The sequence below is a fragment of the Nocardioides kongjuensis genome, from assembly GCF_013409625.1.
Lineage (GTDB): Bacteria > Actinomycetota > Actinomycetes > Propionibacteriales > Nocardioidaceae > Nocardioides > Nocardioides kongjuensis.
Genome location: NZ_JACCBF010000001.1, coordinates 694,859 through 711,206, shown reverse-complemented (window position 1 = coordinate 711,206; position 16,348 = coordinate 694,859). Strand labels below are relative to the sequence as shown.

Here is a 16,348-nt window from a genome sequence, read left to right as displayed (position 1 = left end):
TCAGGCCGTCCAGTCGAGGAAGATCCCGCCGGCGGTGACGGCGACCCACCACCACACGAACGAGAAGATCCCGAGGACCACCGTGCGCTTGGGGTGCGCGTTCCACCACACGAAGCACAGCACCAGCATGACCAGCCAGGTCAGCAGCAGGACGACGACCGCCCACGCCGGCGCGAGCAGGCCCGAGGCGGCGTACAGGAAGAACGACGAGACCAGCAGCACCAGGCCCACGAACGGCCACGGCGAGATCCGCCGTCCGGTGGCAGGGTCGATCGCCACCGGACGGACCCGGCGGCGTCGGGCGAGGGCCAAGGGGCTACTCGTCCTCGTCGGCGTCGTCGTTCCAGGCCGGGTCGTGGTCCCAGGCCTCGGTGCGCTCGGCGGCCTTCTCCAACGCCCGGGCGGCCTCGGCCTCCGTGGGGTACGGACCGAGCCGGTCCTTGTTGGGACAGCCCTCGACGCCCTCGACCTGGTGGTGGGTCAGGCAGAACCAGTACTCGTTGTCCGCGGACATGGTCCGAACCTACTGCAGACGACCCGCCAGCCGCTCGACCCGCAGCACGTCGTACTCGTGCTCGGGGTCGCCGGTCATCGCGGCCGCCAGCCGCAGGTGCGGCAGCGCGTCGTCGTACCTCGACTGGCGCTCCAGCGCCCGCCCCAGCGCGTGCCGGCTCCAGGCGTCGGCCGGGTCGTCGGCCACCAGCCCGGTCAGCTCGTCGGTCGCCTTCTGCAGCTGCGCGCGCATCAGGTACGCCCACGCCCGCAGCGACCGCAGCCCCCGGTTCTCCGGCTCCTGGTCGAGCGCCGGCTCCAGCACCTGCAGCGCCTCGCGCGGCGCCCGGCGGGAGAGGAAGTCGTGGGCGGTCCGGTACGCCGCCTCGTGGCGTGCCGTCGTACCCGGGAACACGATCGGCGGCAGCACCTTGATCTCGGGCATCTCGTTCATGTGGCCTTCAACTGTCCATTGCCCGCGGACATTCCCTACAGTGGCTGCGGACGGGCTGGCCGGGCGACCGCGTGACCCATCGCCGCGAGGCGTCGGGTCCCGAGGAAAGTCCGGGCTCCACAGAGCAGGGTGGTGGGTAACACCCACCCGGGGTGACCCGCGGGACAGTGCCACAGAGAACAGACCGCCTCGCCCCTCGTGGGCGGGGTAAGGGTGAAACGGTGGGGCAAGAGCCCACCAGTGCGCCGGGTGACCGACGCAGCTAGGCAAACCCCACCCGGAGCAAGACCAGACAGCACACGTTCGAGGGCGGCTCGTCCGAGTGTGCGGGTAGGTCGCTCGAGGCTGTCGGCAACGGCAGCCCTAGATGGATGGTCGCCGATCACAGAACCCGGCTTACAGGCCAGCCCGTCCCCCAAGCTCGTCGAGTAGCCCGAGCCACCGAGATCGTCGAGTAGCCCGAGCCCCTGGGCGAGGGCGTATCGAGACGCCGAAGCAGCCAGCTCGACGGAACCGGCCACACCGTCCGCTGCTCGTGGCGTCCTGTGCTTCATCGACTCCGACTGGCCGCTGATCGGTGGAGCGTTCACCACGCGCGGGGTCGAGGTGCTCTGGCCGAAGAAGCTCGTCGCCCAGCTCGGCGCCGAGGGCCCGCACGCCTCGGCCGTTGCGTCTGTGCAGCAGAGGTTGGCGGTCGCGTTGCCACCGGCCTGATCGCGAATGCCGTACTCCGCCGCGTAGCGGACGCCCGCATCGCCGATTCGAGTGCGGTCTCGCGCGGGCCCAGGCCAGAATGACCGTGACATCGAAGGAGGCGCCCATGCGTCGCGACATCGCGTTTCGGCTTGCGGTAGGGATGCTCTACGGCGTCGCGGCGTACGCGACTTTTGTCATCTCACGCGGGGTCGAGCCCTTCTGGGCAGTGCTGGCCGTCGTGATCGGCATGGCCAGTGGTGCCGGGCTCATCCACTGGTCGGCTCTCCGGGTCCACGAACGTCGGTACGTACCGCGGAGTCCCGAGCAGTAGGCGCACCCTTCTCGTTCGAACGGTCGTGCAGCGTCGCGCCGCGCCGAACGTGTGCCCGTCTCGATCGCGACCGTCCGACGACCTCCACCGCCTCAACCAGAGCGGACCAACCCGCTCAACCTCGCTGCGAGCTCGACCGAAGCCTCGATCTCCTCCCGCCGGATGGAGACGCTCTCGACGTTGAGCCCGAACGGCACCTGCAGCCGGCGGCAGAACTCGGCGAGCTCGGCTGCGGTGGCGGCGGCTTGCTCGAAGGACGCGGTGAGTGGGTTCGTGGAGTGGCGCAGGTCGTTCTCGATCCACCGGGGCACGTCGACGCCGAGCCAGCGGAGGAACTCCAGGGTCTTCATCGAGCCACAGACCGAGAAGGTGAAGACGATCGGCACCGGGGCCAGTCCCCGCTCCTCGCACGCGTAGCGGTAGTCGGAGACCAGGTTCTTGGCGGCGTTGAGGTCGTAGACGACCTGCGTGACGAAGAACCGGCAGCCCGCCTCCTGCTTGGCGATCAGGCGCAGGTGCTCATCCCCGCGGCGGCTGTGCCGCTCGGGGATCGCGACCCCGCCGAGGAGCAGGCGCGGGTTCTCCTCGGCGCGCAGGACCTGCGCGTCGACGAGGGAGACCGGCGTCGACGTACTGCTGGAGGAGGCGCCGACCATGACGGTCAAGGTCCGGCGGTCGTCCTGCTCGGCGAGCCAGGTGCGCAGCTCCTCGCGCTGGTACTTGCCGACGGCGCGATAGACGATGACCGGGGCCTGCCACGACCCGAGGTGCTCGGCGCGGTACGTCGACGGGTCGACCGTCGGGCTGAAGGGGAAGGGACGCTCGGCCGGGTTGCGGGAGCTCTCGTCGTCGATGTCGTAGAGGACCAGTCCGTCGAGATCCAGGTGCTCCAGCCGCTCCACGGTGGCCCGCGCGATCTCCGGGAGCCGCTCGGCCGGCGTGGACTGACGCGGCGGCGTGATCGCGAAGAGGAGGAAGTCTCCACGCCCCTGCTCGATGCACGTTGCGACATCCACGCCGCGAGGGTAGCGGGCTCGAGGTCGACCGGCTGGAGCCGACCGATGACTAACGGCCGGTCGGCCGGTCACACCAGCATCAGCCGACGTACGAGGAGAGCAGGGCAGAGGACACGATGAGCGACGTCAAGGTGTTGGTGACCGGAGCGAGCATCGCGGGCCCGGCGCTCGCCCACTGGCTGCACCGGCGCGGGGCCGCGGTGACGGTGGTCGAGCAGGCGCCGGGGCTGCGGCCGGGCGGGCAGGCGGTGGACGCGCGCGGGGTGGCCAAGGAGGTGATCCGGCGGATGGGGCTCGACGCGGCGGTGCGGGCAGCGTGCACGAACACCGCCGGCGCGTACTCGGTGGACGCCGACGGCACCGTGCTGGAGACATACCGCGCCGACGACCACGACGGTGACGGCTACGTGTCCGAGATCGAGATCCTGCGCGGCGACCTCGCCCAGGTGCTGTACGACGACACCAGCCAGCACGTCGAGTACGTCTTCGGCGACAGGATCGCCCAGCTCACCCAGGACGACGGCGGTGTCGACGTGACGTTCGCCGGTGGCAACAGGCGGCGCTTCGACCTCGTGGTCGGGGCCGACGGCCTGCACTCGGCGCTGCGCGGCATGGTCTTCGGGCCGCGCGAGAAGTTCGTCCGCCACCTCGGGCTGGTCCTCGCGTTCTTCACCGTGCCGAACGAGTTCGGGCTGGACGGCTGGATGTACGACTACCAGGAGGCGGGCCGGTGGGCCGGGCTGCGTCCGGTGCCCGACGCCACCCGGGCGATCGCGATGCTGTCGTTCCCGGCCGCCGACTTCGAGATCGACCACCGTGACGTCGAGGCACAGAAGCGGCTGCTGCGCGAGCAGATGGCCGGCTTCGGCTGGGAGACCGCGCGCATCCTGGAGCACCTGGACGAGACACCCGACTTCTACCTCGACCAGGTCGCCCAGGTCGTGATGGCCGACTGGCACACCGGGCGGGTGGGGCTCCTCGGCGACGCCGCGTTCAGCGCATCGCCGATGTCCGGCGCCGGCACCGGGCTGGCGCTGGTCGGCGCGTACCTGTTGGCCGGGGAGCTGGCCAGCGCCGGCTGGGACCCGGAGGCGGGCTTCGCCGCCTACCGCGAACGGATGCGCGACTACGTCGACGCCAACCAGGAGATCGGCCGGATGCACGTGGACATGCTCACCTCGACCGGCCACGGCGAGGAGCCGAGCCCCGGACCCGAGACGGACGACTTCACCGCGCTCATCGAGCGCGCGGTCGGCGGCCCCGAGCTGCCGGCGTACGACGGCGCGCCGGACGCCGGCCCGGGGGTCCACTCCCGGTAGCGTCGCCGGGTGGCCAGCACCCGCCGATCCAGCGCTCGTCGACGCAGCGGTCCGCGCCGGAGCGGGACCCGCCAACAGCGGCCGTTGCCGGTCGCCGGGCCGGGTGAGCGTGTGTGGGTGCTCGACGTCCCGTACGGGACGCAGGTCGACGGCGCCACCTGGCACCCGGCGGTCAAGACCCACCTGTACGTCGGCAGCCGGCTCCCCGCGCACCTGGCGCCGTACGCCCCCGGACCCCACACGCTTGGCCGCTTCATCGAGAACACCCTCAACCCCGGCAGTCCGGTCCCCAACCCCGAGCCCACCGATGCCCTCGAGCCCCGCAGGCTCCAGTTCGAGGCGGCCGACGCGATCGCAGCCCGTGCCGAAGCAGGCGGACGGATGTTCCTGCTCGCCGACGAGCCCGGTGTCGGCAAGACGATCTCGGCCGTGCTCGGGGCGAGCGCGGTGGGCGACCTGCGTGGTGCCCGGCGCGTGCTCGTCGTCGCCGACCGACCGGCCGCGATCACGATCGGCCACTGGTGCCGCACGATCACGGCGCTCGGCGACAGCGGTCTCGAGTGGGTGGTGATCACCTGGGATCGGCTGGAGAAGGTGAAGGACCACGCGTGGGACGTGATCATCGCGGACGAGGCCCACGCGCTGCGCCGCACGACCACCAAGCGGTGGAAGCACTGGACCCGCGTCTCCGGGCACGCCAAGCCCCACGACAAGGCGCCGTTCGTCATCGCGACCACCGCGACGCCCGGCCACACGCCGCTGGAGCTGCCGTACCTCGCGCCGGCGTACGCGCAGGTCCTCGGCGAGTCGATGAAGGAGTGGACCACCGCCACCCAACCCGGTGCGACGTTCGGCGAGGCACTCGAGCGGCACGGCGTCGCCGTGGAACAGGGACGGTACGGCGCGGCCTGGACCGCCGATCCGGCGCGGCGGGCTGCCGACCTCAAGCTCGTCCGCGGCTGGCTCGCCGACGAGCGGCCTCCGGCGATGCTGCACCGCGCCGCGCCGTGGGGGCCGGTGCCGATCTCCGGGATGCCGGTCGCGCTGACGCCGGCCGAGCGGACGGCGTACGAGGCGGAGTGGGGCGAGTTCTGCCGCGAGATGGACATCGCACGACGTGGCCGCAACGTCGCCAAGGGCCGGGCGGCGCTGCTGCGGTTCCGCCAGAAGGCCGGGTTGATCCGAGTCGACTCGACGGTCGACTGGATCGCCCAGCAGGTGCGGGCCGAGCGGCAGGTGGCGTGCTCGGTGGAGTTCGTCGCGACGGCCGCCGACCCGATCGCCGACCGGCTGCGCGACTCCGGCATCGAGGTCGCCACGATCTACGGCCGCGACCGGTTCGACGCCGAGGCCGAGCGGCTGCGGTTCCAGACCGGCGAGGCGAAGGTCTGTGTCTTCACCACCGTCGCCTCGATCAGCCTGCACGCCGGCGAGACGCTCGCCGACGGGCGCCGGGCGAGCACCGAGCCACGTGTCGGCGTGTTCCACCAGGCGCGCTTCTCGGGCATCGCCGGGCGACAGGTGACCGGCCGCACGCACCGCGACCACCAGGTCTCGCCCTGGCACATCGCGTACGCCGAGGGCACCGTCGAGGAGCAGGTCGGCAAGGTGATGGTCGAGCGGATCGCCGCCGCCTCGGACACCGTCGGCAGCGACACGACCGGCCTCGCCGACCTCGCCCAGCTGCTCGGGGCCGACTGGCTGCCGTCGACGGCACTGACCGAGGACAGCGCCTGACCGAGACCGCCGCCCGATCCACGTGGTTGAGTGGAGAGCGATGGGACGTCGGCGGCGGTTCACGATCAGCGAGGTGCGCAGCTCGCAGAGCGAGCGGCTGCGCCGGCGAAAGCGGTGGTACTTCGCCCTGATGGGCCTGTGCCTGCTGCTGATCGTCCTGGCCTGGAACCTCGTCCGGCTGTGGTCGACGACCGCCGCCGTGGTGATGTCGGTCGTGGCCGCGGTGCTGCCGCCCATCGCGGTGATCGTCGCCAACTGGGACGAGGACCACTGACGGTCGTGGGCGGCCCAGACCGGAGTCGAACCGGTCACCGCGAAGCGGCTGTTTCGTCGGCAATCCCTGCGGGCCCGTGCTGGTGGCGGCAACGCTGCCAGCACGGATGCGGTACCCGAAGAGGGGCGCCTGATCCCCTCTCTCCGCGGAAACTACGATCGCCCCATGAGTGCGACCCTCGTTGCCAAGAACCTCGCCGGGGGCCACGCTCACCGCACCCTCTTCGACGCCCTCGACCTCACGGTCGCACCGGGCGACGTGGTGGGTGTCGTCGGCGCCAACGGAGCAGGCAAGACGACGCTGCTGCGGATCCTCGCGGGCGACCTGGCTCCCGTCGAGGGCACGGTCTCCACGGCCCCGTCCGACGCCTTCGTCGGGTGGCTCCCCCAGGAGCACGAGCGGGTCGCGGGCGAGACGGTGGCTGAGTACGTCGCCCGCCGTACCGGCGCCGCTGCCGCGACCGACGCGATGGAGCAGGCCGCCGCGGCGCTGGGCGCCGGCGACGAGTCGGCCGCGGTCGCGGACGCCTACGCCCACAGCCTCGACCACTGGCTGGCCAGTGGGGCGCCGGACCTCGACGAGCGGCTGCCGCCCATGCTGGCCGACCTCGGGCTGGACGTGGGACCGGACGCCCTGATGACCTCGCTGTCGGGAGGGCAGGCGGCCCGCGCGGCACTGGCGGTGCTGATGCTCAGCCGGTTCGACCTGGTCCTGCTCGACGAGCCGACCAACGACCTCGACCTCGCCGGGCTGGAGCGGCTGGAGACCTTCGTGCGCGGGCTGCGGGCGGGCGTCGTGCTCGTGTCCCACGACCGCGAGTTCCTCTCCCGGGTCGTGACGCGCGTCGTCGAGCTCGACATCGCCCAGCACCAGGTGGCCGTCTACGACGGCGGGTACGACGCCTTCCTCGAGGAGCGCGCCATCGCACGGCGGCACGCGCGGGAGGCCTACGAGGAGTTCGCCGAGAAGAAGGCCGACCTGGTCAGCCGGGCACGGGTGCAGCGGGAGTGGAGCTCGCAGGGCGTGCGCAACGCGATGCGGAAGTCCCCCGACAACGACAAGATCCGGCGCCGCGCGCAGTCGGAGTCGTCGGAGAAGCAGGCCCAGAAGGTCCGCCAGATGGAGTCACGCATCGCCCGGCTCGAGGAGGTCGAGGAGCCGCGCAAGGAGTGGGAGCTGCGCTTCTCGATCGCCGCCGCACCGCGGTCCAGCTCGGTGGTGGCGACGCTCGACGAGGCGGTGGTGCGGCTCGGTGAGTTCACGGTCGGGCCCGTGTCGCTCCAGGTCAGCGCCGGCGACCGGATCGGCATCGTCGGCCCCAACGGCGCCGGCAAGACCACGCTGCTGCGCCTCCTGCTCGGCCGCATCGCCCCGGACACGGGCCGGGCCAGCACGGGCGCGTCGGTCGCCGTCGGCGAGATCGACCAGGCCCGCACCGGCCTCGACGACGACCTGCCGCTCGGGACCGCGTTCGAGCTGGCCATGCCGGACATGGCGCCGGCCGACGTACGCACCCTGCTGGCGAAGTTCGGCCTCAAGGCCGACCAGGTCACCAGCCTCGTCGGCCGCCTCTCCCCCGGCGAGCGCACCCGCGCCGCGATGGCGCTGCTGCAGGCCCGCGGCGTCAACCTGCTCGTCCTCGACGAGCCCACCAACCACCTCGACCTGCCGGCGATCGAGCAGCTCGAGCAGGCGCTCGACTCGTACGACGGCGCGCTGCTCCTGGTCTCGCACGATCGCCGCCTGCTCGACAACGTCCGGCTCGACCAGCGCTGGCAGGTGCAGGACGGTCGCGTCACCGCGACCCAGCTGGCCTGACGAGGATCCCTCGTGCGCATCGGGACATGGAACCTCGCCGGGCGCTGGGACGCTCGGCACGCGGACCTGCTCTCGACGTTGGCGTGCGACGTCCTGTTGCTCACCGAGGTGTCCGATCGCATCGACCTGCCCGGCACGACCCACGTCACCGCGGCCACGATGGCCGCGCGCCGTCGCTGGGCCGCGATCTGGTCGCGGCACCCGGTCGCACCGCTCCCGGACCCGCATGGCGCGACGGCGATGGCCGAGATCGAGGGGTTGAGGTTCTGCTCCTCCGTCCTGCCCTGGCGGTCGTGCGGCTCGAGGTCGCCGTGGGTCGGCGAGACGACCGAGCAACGCACGCGCAACGCCGTCGACGCGATCTCGACAGCCCGTCCCGACGTGTGGGGCGGCGACTGGAACCACGCGATGGACGGTCGCGAGTACAGTGGATCCGCGGCCGGCAGACGACACCTCCTCGCCGCGCTGCATCAGCTCGGGCTCGGCGCGCCGACCGCGACGGCACCACACCAGATCGATGGGCTGCTGTCGATCGACCACGTCGCCGTGCCGGCGGGCTGGCAGGCACACGTCGAGCACCACTCGGCGCTCGTCGCGGGTGGGCGTCTCTCCGACCACGACGCCTATGTCGTCGAGGTCCTGCCGCGGAGCATCGACCGGGGCTGACCTGCCGAGCACGCCGTGCTCGCCGGTCCGCACGACCGGCGAGCACCGAGTGGCCAGTGTGCCTCAGCCGAGCCCCGGGTAGAGCGGGTGCGCCGCCGCCAGCGTCGCGACCCGGTCGCGCAGCTCGACCGCGACCGACTCGTCGTACGACGGCTTCAGCGCCTCCGCGATGATGTCGGCGACCTCGGCGAAGGCCTCGGCGTCGAACCCTCGCGTCGCCAGCGCGGGCGTGCCGATGCGCAGGCCCGAGGTGACCATCGGCGGACGGGGGTCGAAGGGGACGGCGTTGCGGTTGACGGTGAGGCCGATGGCGTGGAGGCGGTCCTCGGCCTGCTGGCCGTCCAACTCGGAGTCGCGCAGGTCGACGAGGACCAGGTGCACCTCGGTGCCACCGGTGAGCACCGACACCCCGGCGTCGACCACGTCCGGCTCCGTGAGGCGCGCGGCAAGCAGACGGGCACCTTCCAGCGTCCGCTCCTGACGCTCCCGGAACGCCGGCGAGGCGGCCATCTTGAACGCCACGGCCTTGGCCGCGACGACGTGCTCGAGCGGCCCGCCCTGCTGGCCGGGGAAGACGGCCGAGTTGATCTTCTTGGCCAGCTCGGCCTTCGACAGGATCACGCCGCCGCGCGGGCCGCCGAGGGTCTTGTGCGTCGTGGTCGTCACCACGTCCGCGAAGGGCACCGGGCTCGGGTGCAGGCCGGTCGCGACCAGGCCGGCGAAGTGCGCCATGTCGACCATCAGGTACGCCCCGACGAGGTCGGCGATCCGGCGGAACTCGGCGAAGTCCAGCTGTCGCGGGTAGGCCGACCACCCGGCGACGATCAGCTTCGGCCGGTGCTCCAGGGCGAGCCGCTCGACCTCGGCCATGTCGACCCGGAAGTCCTCGGCGTCGACGTGGTAGGCGACCACGTCGTAGAGCTTGCCGGAGAAGTTGATCCGCATGCCGTGCGTCAGGTGCCCGCCGTGCGCGAGGTCGAGGCCGAGGATCGTGTCGCCGGGGTCCAGCAGGGCGAACATGGCGGCGGCGTTGGCCTGGGCACCGGAGTGCGGCTGCACGTTGGCCGCCTCGGCGCCGAACAGCTCCTTCACCCGGTCGATCGCGAGCTGCTCGATGACGTCGACGTGCTCGCACCCGCCGTAGTAGCGGCGGCCCGGGTAGCCCTCGGCGTACTTGTTGGTGAGGACCGACCCCTGGGCCTCCATGACGGCGACCGGGGCGAAGTTCTCCGAGGCGATCAGCTCGAGCGTGCCCTGCTGGCGGGCGAGCTCGGCGCTGATCGCCGCGTGGACGTCCGGGTCGTAGTCGGCGAGGTGCTGGTCGAAGGCGTCGTTCGTGGACATGCGGAGGCTCCCGTCGTGGTGGTGTGCCTCCCCGCTCTGTCATCGGTGCCTGAGAGCTTCACCGCGACAGCGGCTTGCACCTTGGGCGCAGGACCGGTCATGGGTGGTCCTGTCTTTCCAGAGTCGCCTCGCACGGGCAGTGACGGTGCCTGAGAGTTTCTCGGGGAGAGTTGCTCCTACGGCGCCCCGCTCGGTGGCGAGGTCTCTCCTGCTTCGGCTACGAACGGCGGGTCTTCAGTTGTGTGACGGCGTCAGGATGGCACGCCTCAGGAGGTGACGGAAGAGGGCGTCTTGCTCATCAGGGTCACCAGGTCGAAGGCGACGGTCGCCGCAGCGACGCACGTGATCTCCGCGTGGTCGTAGTCCGGAGCAGTCTCGACGACGTCGGCGCCGATGATGTTGAGCCCGTCCAGCCGGCGCAGCACGTGCAGCAGCTCGCGGCTGTTGAGCCCGCCCATCTCCGGCGTGCCGGTGCCGGGCGCGAAGGCCGGGTCCAGGACGTCGATGTCGATCGAGATGTAGACCGGCGCGTCGCCGACCCGCTGCCGGACCTGCTCGGCGGCACCCTCGATGCCGAGGAAGTCGAGGTCGCCGGCGCGGATGATCCGGAACCCGAAGGACGCGTCGTCGACCAGGTCCATCTTGTCGTAGATCGGACCGCGGATGCCGATGTGGATCGACCTGTCCTCGGCCAGCAGGCCCTCCTCGAAGGCCCGGCGGAAGACGGTGCCGTGGGTGATCGGCGCCTTGAAGTAGGTGTCCCAGGTGTCGAGGTGGGCGTCGAAGTGGATCAGCGCGATCCGGCCGTGCTGGGCGTGTGCGGCGCGCAGCATCGGCAGGGCGACGGTGTGGTCGCCGCCGAGGGTGACGATCCGGCGGCCCGCCTGGCCGTGGACGTCGCGGGCCATGTCCTCGATCTGCTGCATGGCCTCCTCGATGTTGAACGGCGTGCACGGCACGTCGCCCGCGTCGACCACCTGGAACTCGTCCAGGGGCGCGGTGTCGAGCTCGACGTGGAAGCGCGGCCGCAGGTGGCGCGAGGCCTGGCGGATGCCCATCGGGCCGAACCGGGCACCGGGCCGGTACGACGTACCGCCGTCGAACGGGACGCCGAGGATCGCGACGTCGTAGTCGGGCACCGACTCGATCAACGGGATCCGCGCGAACGTGCCGAGACCGGCGTACCGCGGGACCTTGGTCGCCTCGAGGGCGCCGATCGGCTGGTGCGTGCTCACGCGGTTGCTCATGCAGACATCTCCGTTTCACGGGCGAGGAGGGTGGCCGACTGCCGGCGCCAGAGCCGCAGCAGGCCGAGATAGATGAAGAACGTCGCGACGCTCCCGACGATCCACGACGTGTCGACGGCGCCGGTCTGCTTGGCGATCGCGCCGACGTAGAGGGTCGTCGACATGAACGGGATCTGCACCAGGCAGCCCAGGACGTAGCTGACCAGGGCGGGCACGTTGAAGGAGCCGTAGCCGCTCTTCGGGTCGCTGAACGAGTCGGGGTCGTAGTGGCCCTTGTGGACCAGGTAGTAGTCGACGAGGTTGATGATGCTCCACGGCACCAGCAGGTAGGCGAGGACCAGGATGAAGTTGGTGTAGTCGGCCATGAAGTCGTCGGAGACGGTCGTGGAGGCGACGAAGACGGCGATCGCGAGCACCACGGCGGTGATGTGGCGGGCGGAGGCCCGCGGCGCCCAGTTCAGCCGGAAGGTCTGGATGCAGGTCAGCACGCACAGCGACGAGCCGTACATGTTGATCACGCCGGCGTCGATCGCGCCGAGGAAGAACGCCAGCATCACGAAGACGAACACGGGCTTCGGCATGATGTTGTCGAGGTCGGCGAGCACGCCGTCCGCACCGAGGCCGGCGACCAGGAAGGCGCCGACGGTCATCGCCCCGATCACGCCGAGCACGGTGCCGGCGTAGGTGTACCAGAACGCCGGACGGGTGCCGGTGCTGGAGGGCAGGTAGCGCGAGTAGTCGGAGACGTACGGCGCGTAGGACAGCTGCCACACGCCGACGACCGAGGCCATGCCGAGGAAGCCGGCCCAGCTGAACGAGCCGCCGGCGCCGGTGATGCTGGCGCCGCCGTCACCGGCCTCCATGCCGGTGTAGACGAGCGTCAGCACGAGCGCCAGCCCGGAGAGCCAGACCATGATCCGGTTGAACCGGAGGATCAGCTGGTAGCCGACCACGACGGCGGTCAGGGTCAGCGCGGTGCTGAGCAGCAGGCCGGCGGTGTGGCCGAGGCCCGTGAACACCGCGCTCAAGGTCTGCTGCGCCAGCACCATCAGCGAGACGATCCAGCCGACGTAGATCAGCACCACGATCACGGTGATCGGGACCGAGCCGTACATGCCGAACTGCGCCCGGGCCTGGATCATCTGCGGTACGCCGAGCTTCGAGCCCTGGGCGGAGTGCAGAGCCATGAACACCGCGCCGACGAGGCTGCCGGAGATGATCGCGAGGATCGTCGAGCCCACGTCGAGGCCGAAGATGGTCGGCCCCAGCAGGCCGGTGACGACGGCGAGCGGGATGATCTGGACGGTGAACCAGAAGGAGAACAGGTGCTGGACCTTGCCGGTGCGCTGCGACTCCGGCACCGGTTGGATCGTCAGGCCTTCGACGAGCGTGCTTTCCTGCGACATGGCGGTGTTCCTTCGCTGCTGAGGGTCACGCGTGGTGCTTGACCATGACGTGCTTGGTGCGTGAGTAGTCGTCGAGCGCGTACGCCGACAGGTCGCGGCCGTAGCCGGATGACTTGAAGCCGCCCCACGGCATCTCCGTGGCGAAGGCGAGGTGGTCGTTGACCCAGACGGTCCCGAAGTCCAGCCTGCTCGGAACGCCCGCTGCCCGGCGGGCGTTCTCGGTCCACACCGAGGCCGAGAGGCCGTACGGCGTGGCGTTGGCCGCGGCGATCGCCGCGTCCTCGTCGGTGAAGGTCTCGATGGTGACGACCGGGCCGAAGATCTCCTCGGTCGTGCAGGCGGCACCGGCCGGGATGTCGACGAGCACGGTGGGCTCGACGAAGAAGCCGGGCCGGTCGGGGACCTTGCCGCCCACCGCGGCACGGGCGCCGTCGGCGTGGGCACGCTGGAGGGCGGCGACGACGCGGGCGTGGTGCTCGCGGGAGACGAGCGGGCCCATCTCGACGTCCTCCCCCTCGGTCGGGGCGCCGACGACCATCGCCTCGACCCGCTTGACGAGGCGGGCGACGAGGTCGTCGTGGACGGCGGCGTCGACGAGGACCCGGCAGGCGGCGCCGCAGTCCTGGCCGCTGTTGCCGAAGCCCGCGAACACGATGCCGTCGGCGACCGCGTCGAGGTCGGCGTCGGCGAAGACGAGGACCGGTGCCTTGCCGCCGAGCTCGAGGTGGACCCGCTTGAGGGTGGCGGCCGCGGCGGCCGCGACGGCCTGCCCGCTGCGGACGCTGCCGGTGACGGAGACCAGGTCGATGCCCGGGTGGGTGGCGATGGCGGCGCCGACGACGGCACCGTCGCCGGTGACGACGTTGAGGACACCGGCGGGCAGGACGTCGGCGACCAGCTCGGCCAGCCGCAAGGTGCTGAGCGGGGTCTGCTCGGAGGGCTTCAGCACGCAGGTGTTGCCTGCGGCGAGGATCGGCCCGAGCTTCCAGGCGGCCATCAGCAGCGGGTAGTTCCACGGCGTGATCGCGCCGACCACGCCGACCGGCTCGCGCAGGATCGTCGAGGTGCTGCCCTCGACGTACTCCCCCGCCGCCAGCGCCACCTGCGCGCGCACCGCACCGGCCATGAACCGGAAGGTGTCGGCGGCGCCGGCGACGTCGTCGGCGGCGAGGCCCTGCGGCTTGCCGGTGTTGCGCGACTCGAGCTCGGCGAGCTCGGCCGCGTGCTCGTCGACCACCGCGGCGATGGCGAGGAGCGCGTCGGCGCGGTCCTTCGGCGTCCGCCGCCCCCAGTCGGCACTCGCGCGACGGGCCGCGCCGACGGCCCGGTCGACGTCCGCAGCGGTGCCGCGACGGGCGTGGGCGATGACCTGCTCGGTGGACGGGTCGACGACCTCCTGGGTCGCGGGACCGTCGCCGTCCCAGGCGGCACCGTCGATGACGTGGGACAGGACGGTCACGACAGGTCCGCCCCGTGGATGTCGAAGCCGCGGTCGACGACGACCTCCAGCATGTCGACGTAGCTGTCGATGTCGTCGTTGGCCTGGCGCGGCGCCGGGCGGTAGCTGAGCGCCTGCTGCACCTGCGGGCTCTGCAGGTAGGCACCGGAGACCAGCGTCGAGAGTGCCTCGAACTCGGCGATGTGGGCCGTCGAGATCAGGTCGAGCGCGGCCTCGGCGTCCAGGCCGTCGGCGAGGTCGAGGGCGCGGGTGAAGGCGGGGACCAGGTCCGGGCGGAAGCCCAGGGCGCGGTCGATCAGGTCGGCGGGCACGCCGGCCGCCGACGCGGACGGGAACGCACCCGAGCCGGGGATCAGGACGTCGGCCAGGATGGCCAGGCGGTCACGAGCGGTGGGGTCGAGCATCACGATGTCCTTTGCTGTCCGTCGGGGCCGTCAGGAGGCGGAGACCTGGTTGGCGCGGTTGTCGGCGAGGTGACGGGCGGCGCGCAGGGCGACGGCCATGATCGTCGCGGTCGGGTTCACGCCGGTCGAGGTGACGAAGTTGCTTCCGTCGAGGACGAACAGGTTCGCGATGTCGTGCGAGCGACCCCACTGGTCGACGACGGAGTCCGTGCGGTCCTCGCCCATCCGGGCGCTGCCGAGCAGGTGCCAGCCGCTGTCGCGGACCACCCGGTCGACGTGGATGCTGACCGCACCGGCGGCCTCGTGGGCCTCGACGGCGCGGGCGATGTGGAAGTCGAGCAGCCGGTCGTTGTTCTCGGTGATCTGGTAGTTGATCTTGGCGGCCGGGATCCCGTCGGAGTCGGTGAGGTCGGGGTCGAGGACGACCTCGTTGCTCTCCTCGGGCAGGTCCTCGGTCGTGATGCCCCACTCGAGGGTGCGCCCGAAGGTGCTGCTGAGCTTGTCGTGGAAGCTGCTGCCGAAGCCGTCGCGCCAGTCGGTGCCGGGCTCCCAGAGCACCCGGTTGAGCGGACCGGGGGTCGGCATCAGGTTCCACTTGCCGCCGCGCACGAAGCCGCGGGACTCGTCGGTCTCGTAGAACTGCAGCGACTGCAGGGACTGGCCGGCCGGCCCGAGGTGGCTCTCCAGGTCCTCGTCGTAGGTGCCGTAGACCGATGCGTACGGGTGGATCATCAGCCGTTTGCCGACCAGGCCGGAGGAGTTGGCGAGGCCGTCGGGGTGCGCGGAGGAGGCGGAGTTGAGCAGGATCCGCGGGGTGCCGATGCCGTTGGCGGCCAGGATCGTGATGCCCGCACGCTGGTGGTGCCAGTGGCCGTCGCGGTCGACGTACTCCGCCCCGGCGACCAGGCCGTTCTCGTTGGTGGTCAGCGTGCGCACCCGGGCGCCGGTGACGAGCACCGCGCCGGCGGCGATCGCGTCCGGCCAGTAGGTCAGGTCGGCGCTGGCCTTCGCACCGGCGGGGCAGCCGGACTCGCAGGCGCCGTAGCGCTGGCAGGCGGGACGGTTGCGGAAGGCGCGGGAGGCGATCGCGTTGGGCGCCGGCCACCAGTGCCAGCCGAGCTTGTCCATGCCGCGGGCGGCGCGCAGGCCGGCCTTGCCGATCGGCAGCGGCGGCAGCGGGAAGGTGTGGGCGTCGGGGTAGGACGGGTCGCCCTCGAGTCCGGAGGCGCCGATGTGGTGGGTGACCTCGTCGTAGAAGGGCCGCAGGTCCTCGTAGGTGAACGGCCAGTCCTCGGCCACCCCGTCGAGGGTCCTGACCCGGAAGTCCGACGGGAGGGCGCGGACCCAGTGGCCCGAGTAGAGGATGCTGCTGCCACCGACGCCGTTGAACAGCAGCGGCTCGAGCGGGCTGTTGTCGGCGTTGATCGGGTAGTCGGCGTCGTTGCCGCGCCGGTTGGGGCTCGGGTGCCACTGCTTGAGGCGGGCCAGTTCCCAGGACGGCTTGTCGCCGGTGAAGTCGTCGGGGAGGTTCCACTCACCCTGCTCGAGGCAGACGACCTTGAAGCCGCGTCGGGCCAGCTCGTACGCCGCCACCGCCCCCGAGGGGCCCGCGCCGACGATCAGGACGTCGGCGTCTTCGACTGCTGCCTGCACGTTCACACTTCCTCTGCGCATCGGTGGTCCCC

At 71.5% G+C, this 16,348-nt stretch carries 16 protein-coding genes, 1 other RNA gene and 1 riboswitch; of the genes, 7 read left to right on the top strand and 10 right to left on the bottom strand.

The window, feature by feature from the left end:
* From BJ958_RS03395 to BJ958_RS03385, 3 genes are read right to left on the bottom strand one after another with little or no spacing between them, the layout of a single operon-like run.
* Positions 1-279, bottom strand: a complete 279-nt coding sequence (locus tag BJ958_RS03395) for a hypothetical protein (RefSeq protein ID WP_179725539.1) — start codon at positions 277-279, stop codon at positions 1-3.
* A 37-nt stretch (positions 280-316) separates the two neighbouring features.
* Entirely contained in the window at positions 317-514 is a 198-nt protein-coding gene (locus tag BJ958_RS03390; protein WP_179725538.1) for a hypothetical protein, read from the bottom strand.
* A gap of 9 nt (positions 515-523) precedes the next feature.
* A complete protein-coding gene (locus BJ958_RS03385) occupies positions 524-946 on the bottom strand; it encodes a tetratricopeptide repeat protein (protein WP_179725537.1) in 423 nt (140 codons plus the stop codon).
* A gap of 51 nt (positions 947-997) precedes the next feature.
* Here BJ958_RS03385 and rnpB point away from each other — a divergent pair.
* Positions 998-1,361: RNase P RNA component class A (gene rnpB / locus BJ958_RS03380), an RNA gene on the top strand.
* Positions 1,362-1,766: 405 nt separating this feature from the next.
* On the top strand, positions 1,767-1,973 hold the full coding sequence (locus tag BJ958_RS03375) for a hypothetical protein (RefSeq protein WP_179725536.1): 207 nt from the start codon (positions 1,767-1,769) through the stop codon (positions 1,971-1,973).
* Between the two features lie 92 nt (positions 1,974-2,065).
* Here BJ958_RS03375 and BJ958_RS28920 read toward each other — a convergent pair whose 3' ends face one another.
* Positions 2,066-2,989 (bottom strand): methylenetetrahydrofolate reductase, encoded by a 924-nt coding sequence (locus tag BJ958_RS28920; protein ID WP_179725535.1) that lies wholly within the window; start codon positions 2,987-2,989, stop codon positions 2,066-2,068.
* A 116-nt stretch (positions 2,990-3,105) separates the two neighbouring features.
* Between BJ958_RS28920 and BJ958_RS03365 the strand changes: the two genes are divergently transcribed.
* The 5 genes from BJ958_RS03365 (at position 3,106) to BJ958_RS03345 (ending at position 8,803) form a co-directional block, all read left to right on the top strand.
* Complete coding sequence (locus BJ958_RS03365) at positions 3,106-4,308, top strand: FAD-dependent monooxygenase (RefSeq protein ID WP_179725534.1); 1,203 nt, start codon at positions 3,106-3,108, stop codon at positions 4,306-4,308.
* 117 nt (positions 4,309-4,425) lie between these two features.
* Positions 4,426-6,045: a DEAD/DEAH box helicase gene (locus BJ958_RS03360; protein WP_246319000.1), complete on the top strand. Its 1,620-nt coding sequence runs from the start codon at positions 4,426-4,428 to the stop codon at positions 6,043-6,045.
* 40 nt (positions 6,046-6,085) lie between these two features.
* Positions 6,086-6,319 (top strand): DUF3099 domain-containing protein, encoded by a 234-nt coding sequence (locus BJ958_RS03355; RefSeq protein WP_179725532.1) that lies wholly within the window; start codon positions 6,086-6,088, stop codon positions 6,317-6,319.
* 165 nt (positions 6,320-6,484) lie between these two features.
* Complete coding sequence (locus BJ958_RS03350) at positions 6,485-8,137, top strand: ABC-F family ATP-binding cassette domain-containing protein (RefSeq protein WP_179725531.1); 1,653 nt, start codon at positions 6,485-6,487, stop codon at positions 8,135-8,137.
* 12 nt (positions 8,138-8,149) lie between these two features.
* Positions 8,150-8,803 (top strand): endonuclease/exonuclease/phosphatase family protein, encoded by a 654-nt coding sequence (locus BJ958_RS03345; RefSeq protein ID WP_179725530.1) that lies wholly within the window; start codon positions 8,150-8,152, stop codon positions 8,801-8,803.
* Positions 8,804-8,866: 63 nt separating this feature from the next.
* On the opposite strand, the gene BJ958_RS03340 is transcribed toward BJ958_RS03345, so the two are convergent.
* From BJ958_RS03340 to BJ958_RS03315, 6 genes are all read right to left on the bottom strand, one after another.
* Entirely contained in the window at positions 8,867-10,147 is a 1,281-nt protein-coding gene (locus BJ958_RS03340) for a serine hydroxymethyltransferase (protein WP_179725529.1), read from the bottom strand.
* A 26-nt stretch (positions 10,148-10,173) separates the two neighbouring features.
* Positions 10,174-10,278, bottom strand: a riboswitch (glycine riboswitch).
* A gap of 135 nt (positions 10,279-10,413) precedes the next feature.
* On the bottom strand, positions 10,414-11,394 hold the full coding sequence (gene speB / locus BJ958_RS03335; RefSeq protein ID WP_179725527.1) for an agmatinase: 981 nt from the start codon (positions 11,392-11,394) through the stop codon (positions 10,414-10,416).
* Entirely contained in the window at positions 11,391-12,800 is a 1,410-nt protein-coding gene (locus BJ958_RS03330; protein ID WP_179725525.1) for a purine-cytosine permease family protein, read from the bottom strand. Before BJ958_RS03330 ends, speB begins: the two co-directional genes overlap by 4 nt.
* 25 nt (positions 12,801-12,825) lie before the next feature.
* Positions 12,826-14,259 carry an aminobutyraldehyde dehydrogenase gene (locus BJ958_RS03325; RefSeq protein ID WP_179725523.1) on the bottom strand — a complete coding sequence of 478 codons (1,434 nt, stop codon included), beginning with the start codon at positions 14,257-14,259 and terminating at the stop codon, positions 12,826-12,828.
* On the bottom strand, positions 14,256-14,663 hold the full coding sequence (locus BJ958_RS03320; protein WP_179725521.1) for a hypothetical protein: 408 nt from the start codon (positions 14,661-14,663) through the stop codon (positions 14,256-14,258). The genes BJ958_RS03325 and BJ958_RS03320 overlap by 4 nt, the downstream gene beginning before the upstream one ends.
* A 30-nt stretch (positions 14,664-14,693) precedes the next feature.
* Positions 14,694-16,316: an FAD-dependent oxidoreductase gene (locus tag BJ958_RS03315; protein ID WP_218865576.1), complete on the bottom strand. Its 1,623-nt coding sequence runs from the start codon at positions 16,314-16,316 to the stop codon at positions 14,694-14,696.
* Positions 16,317-16,348 lie beyond the last annotated feature (32 nt).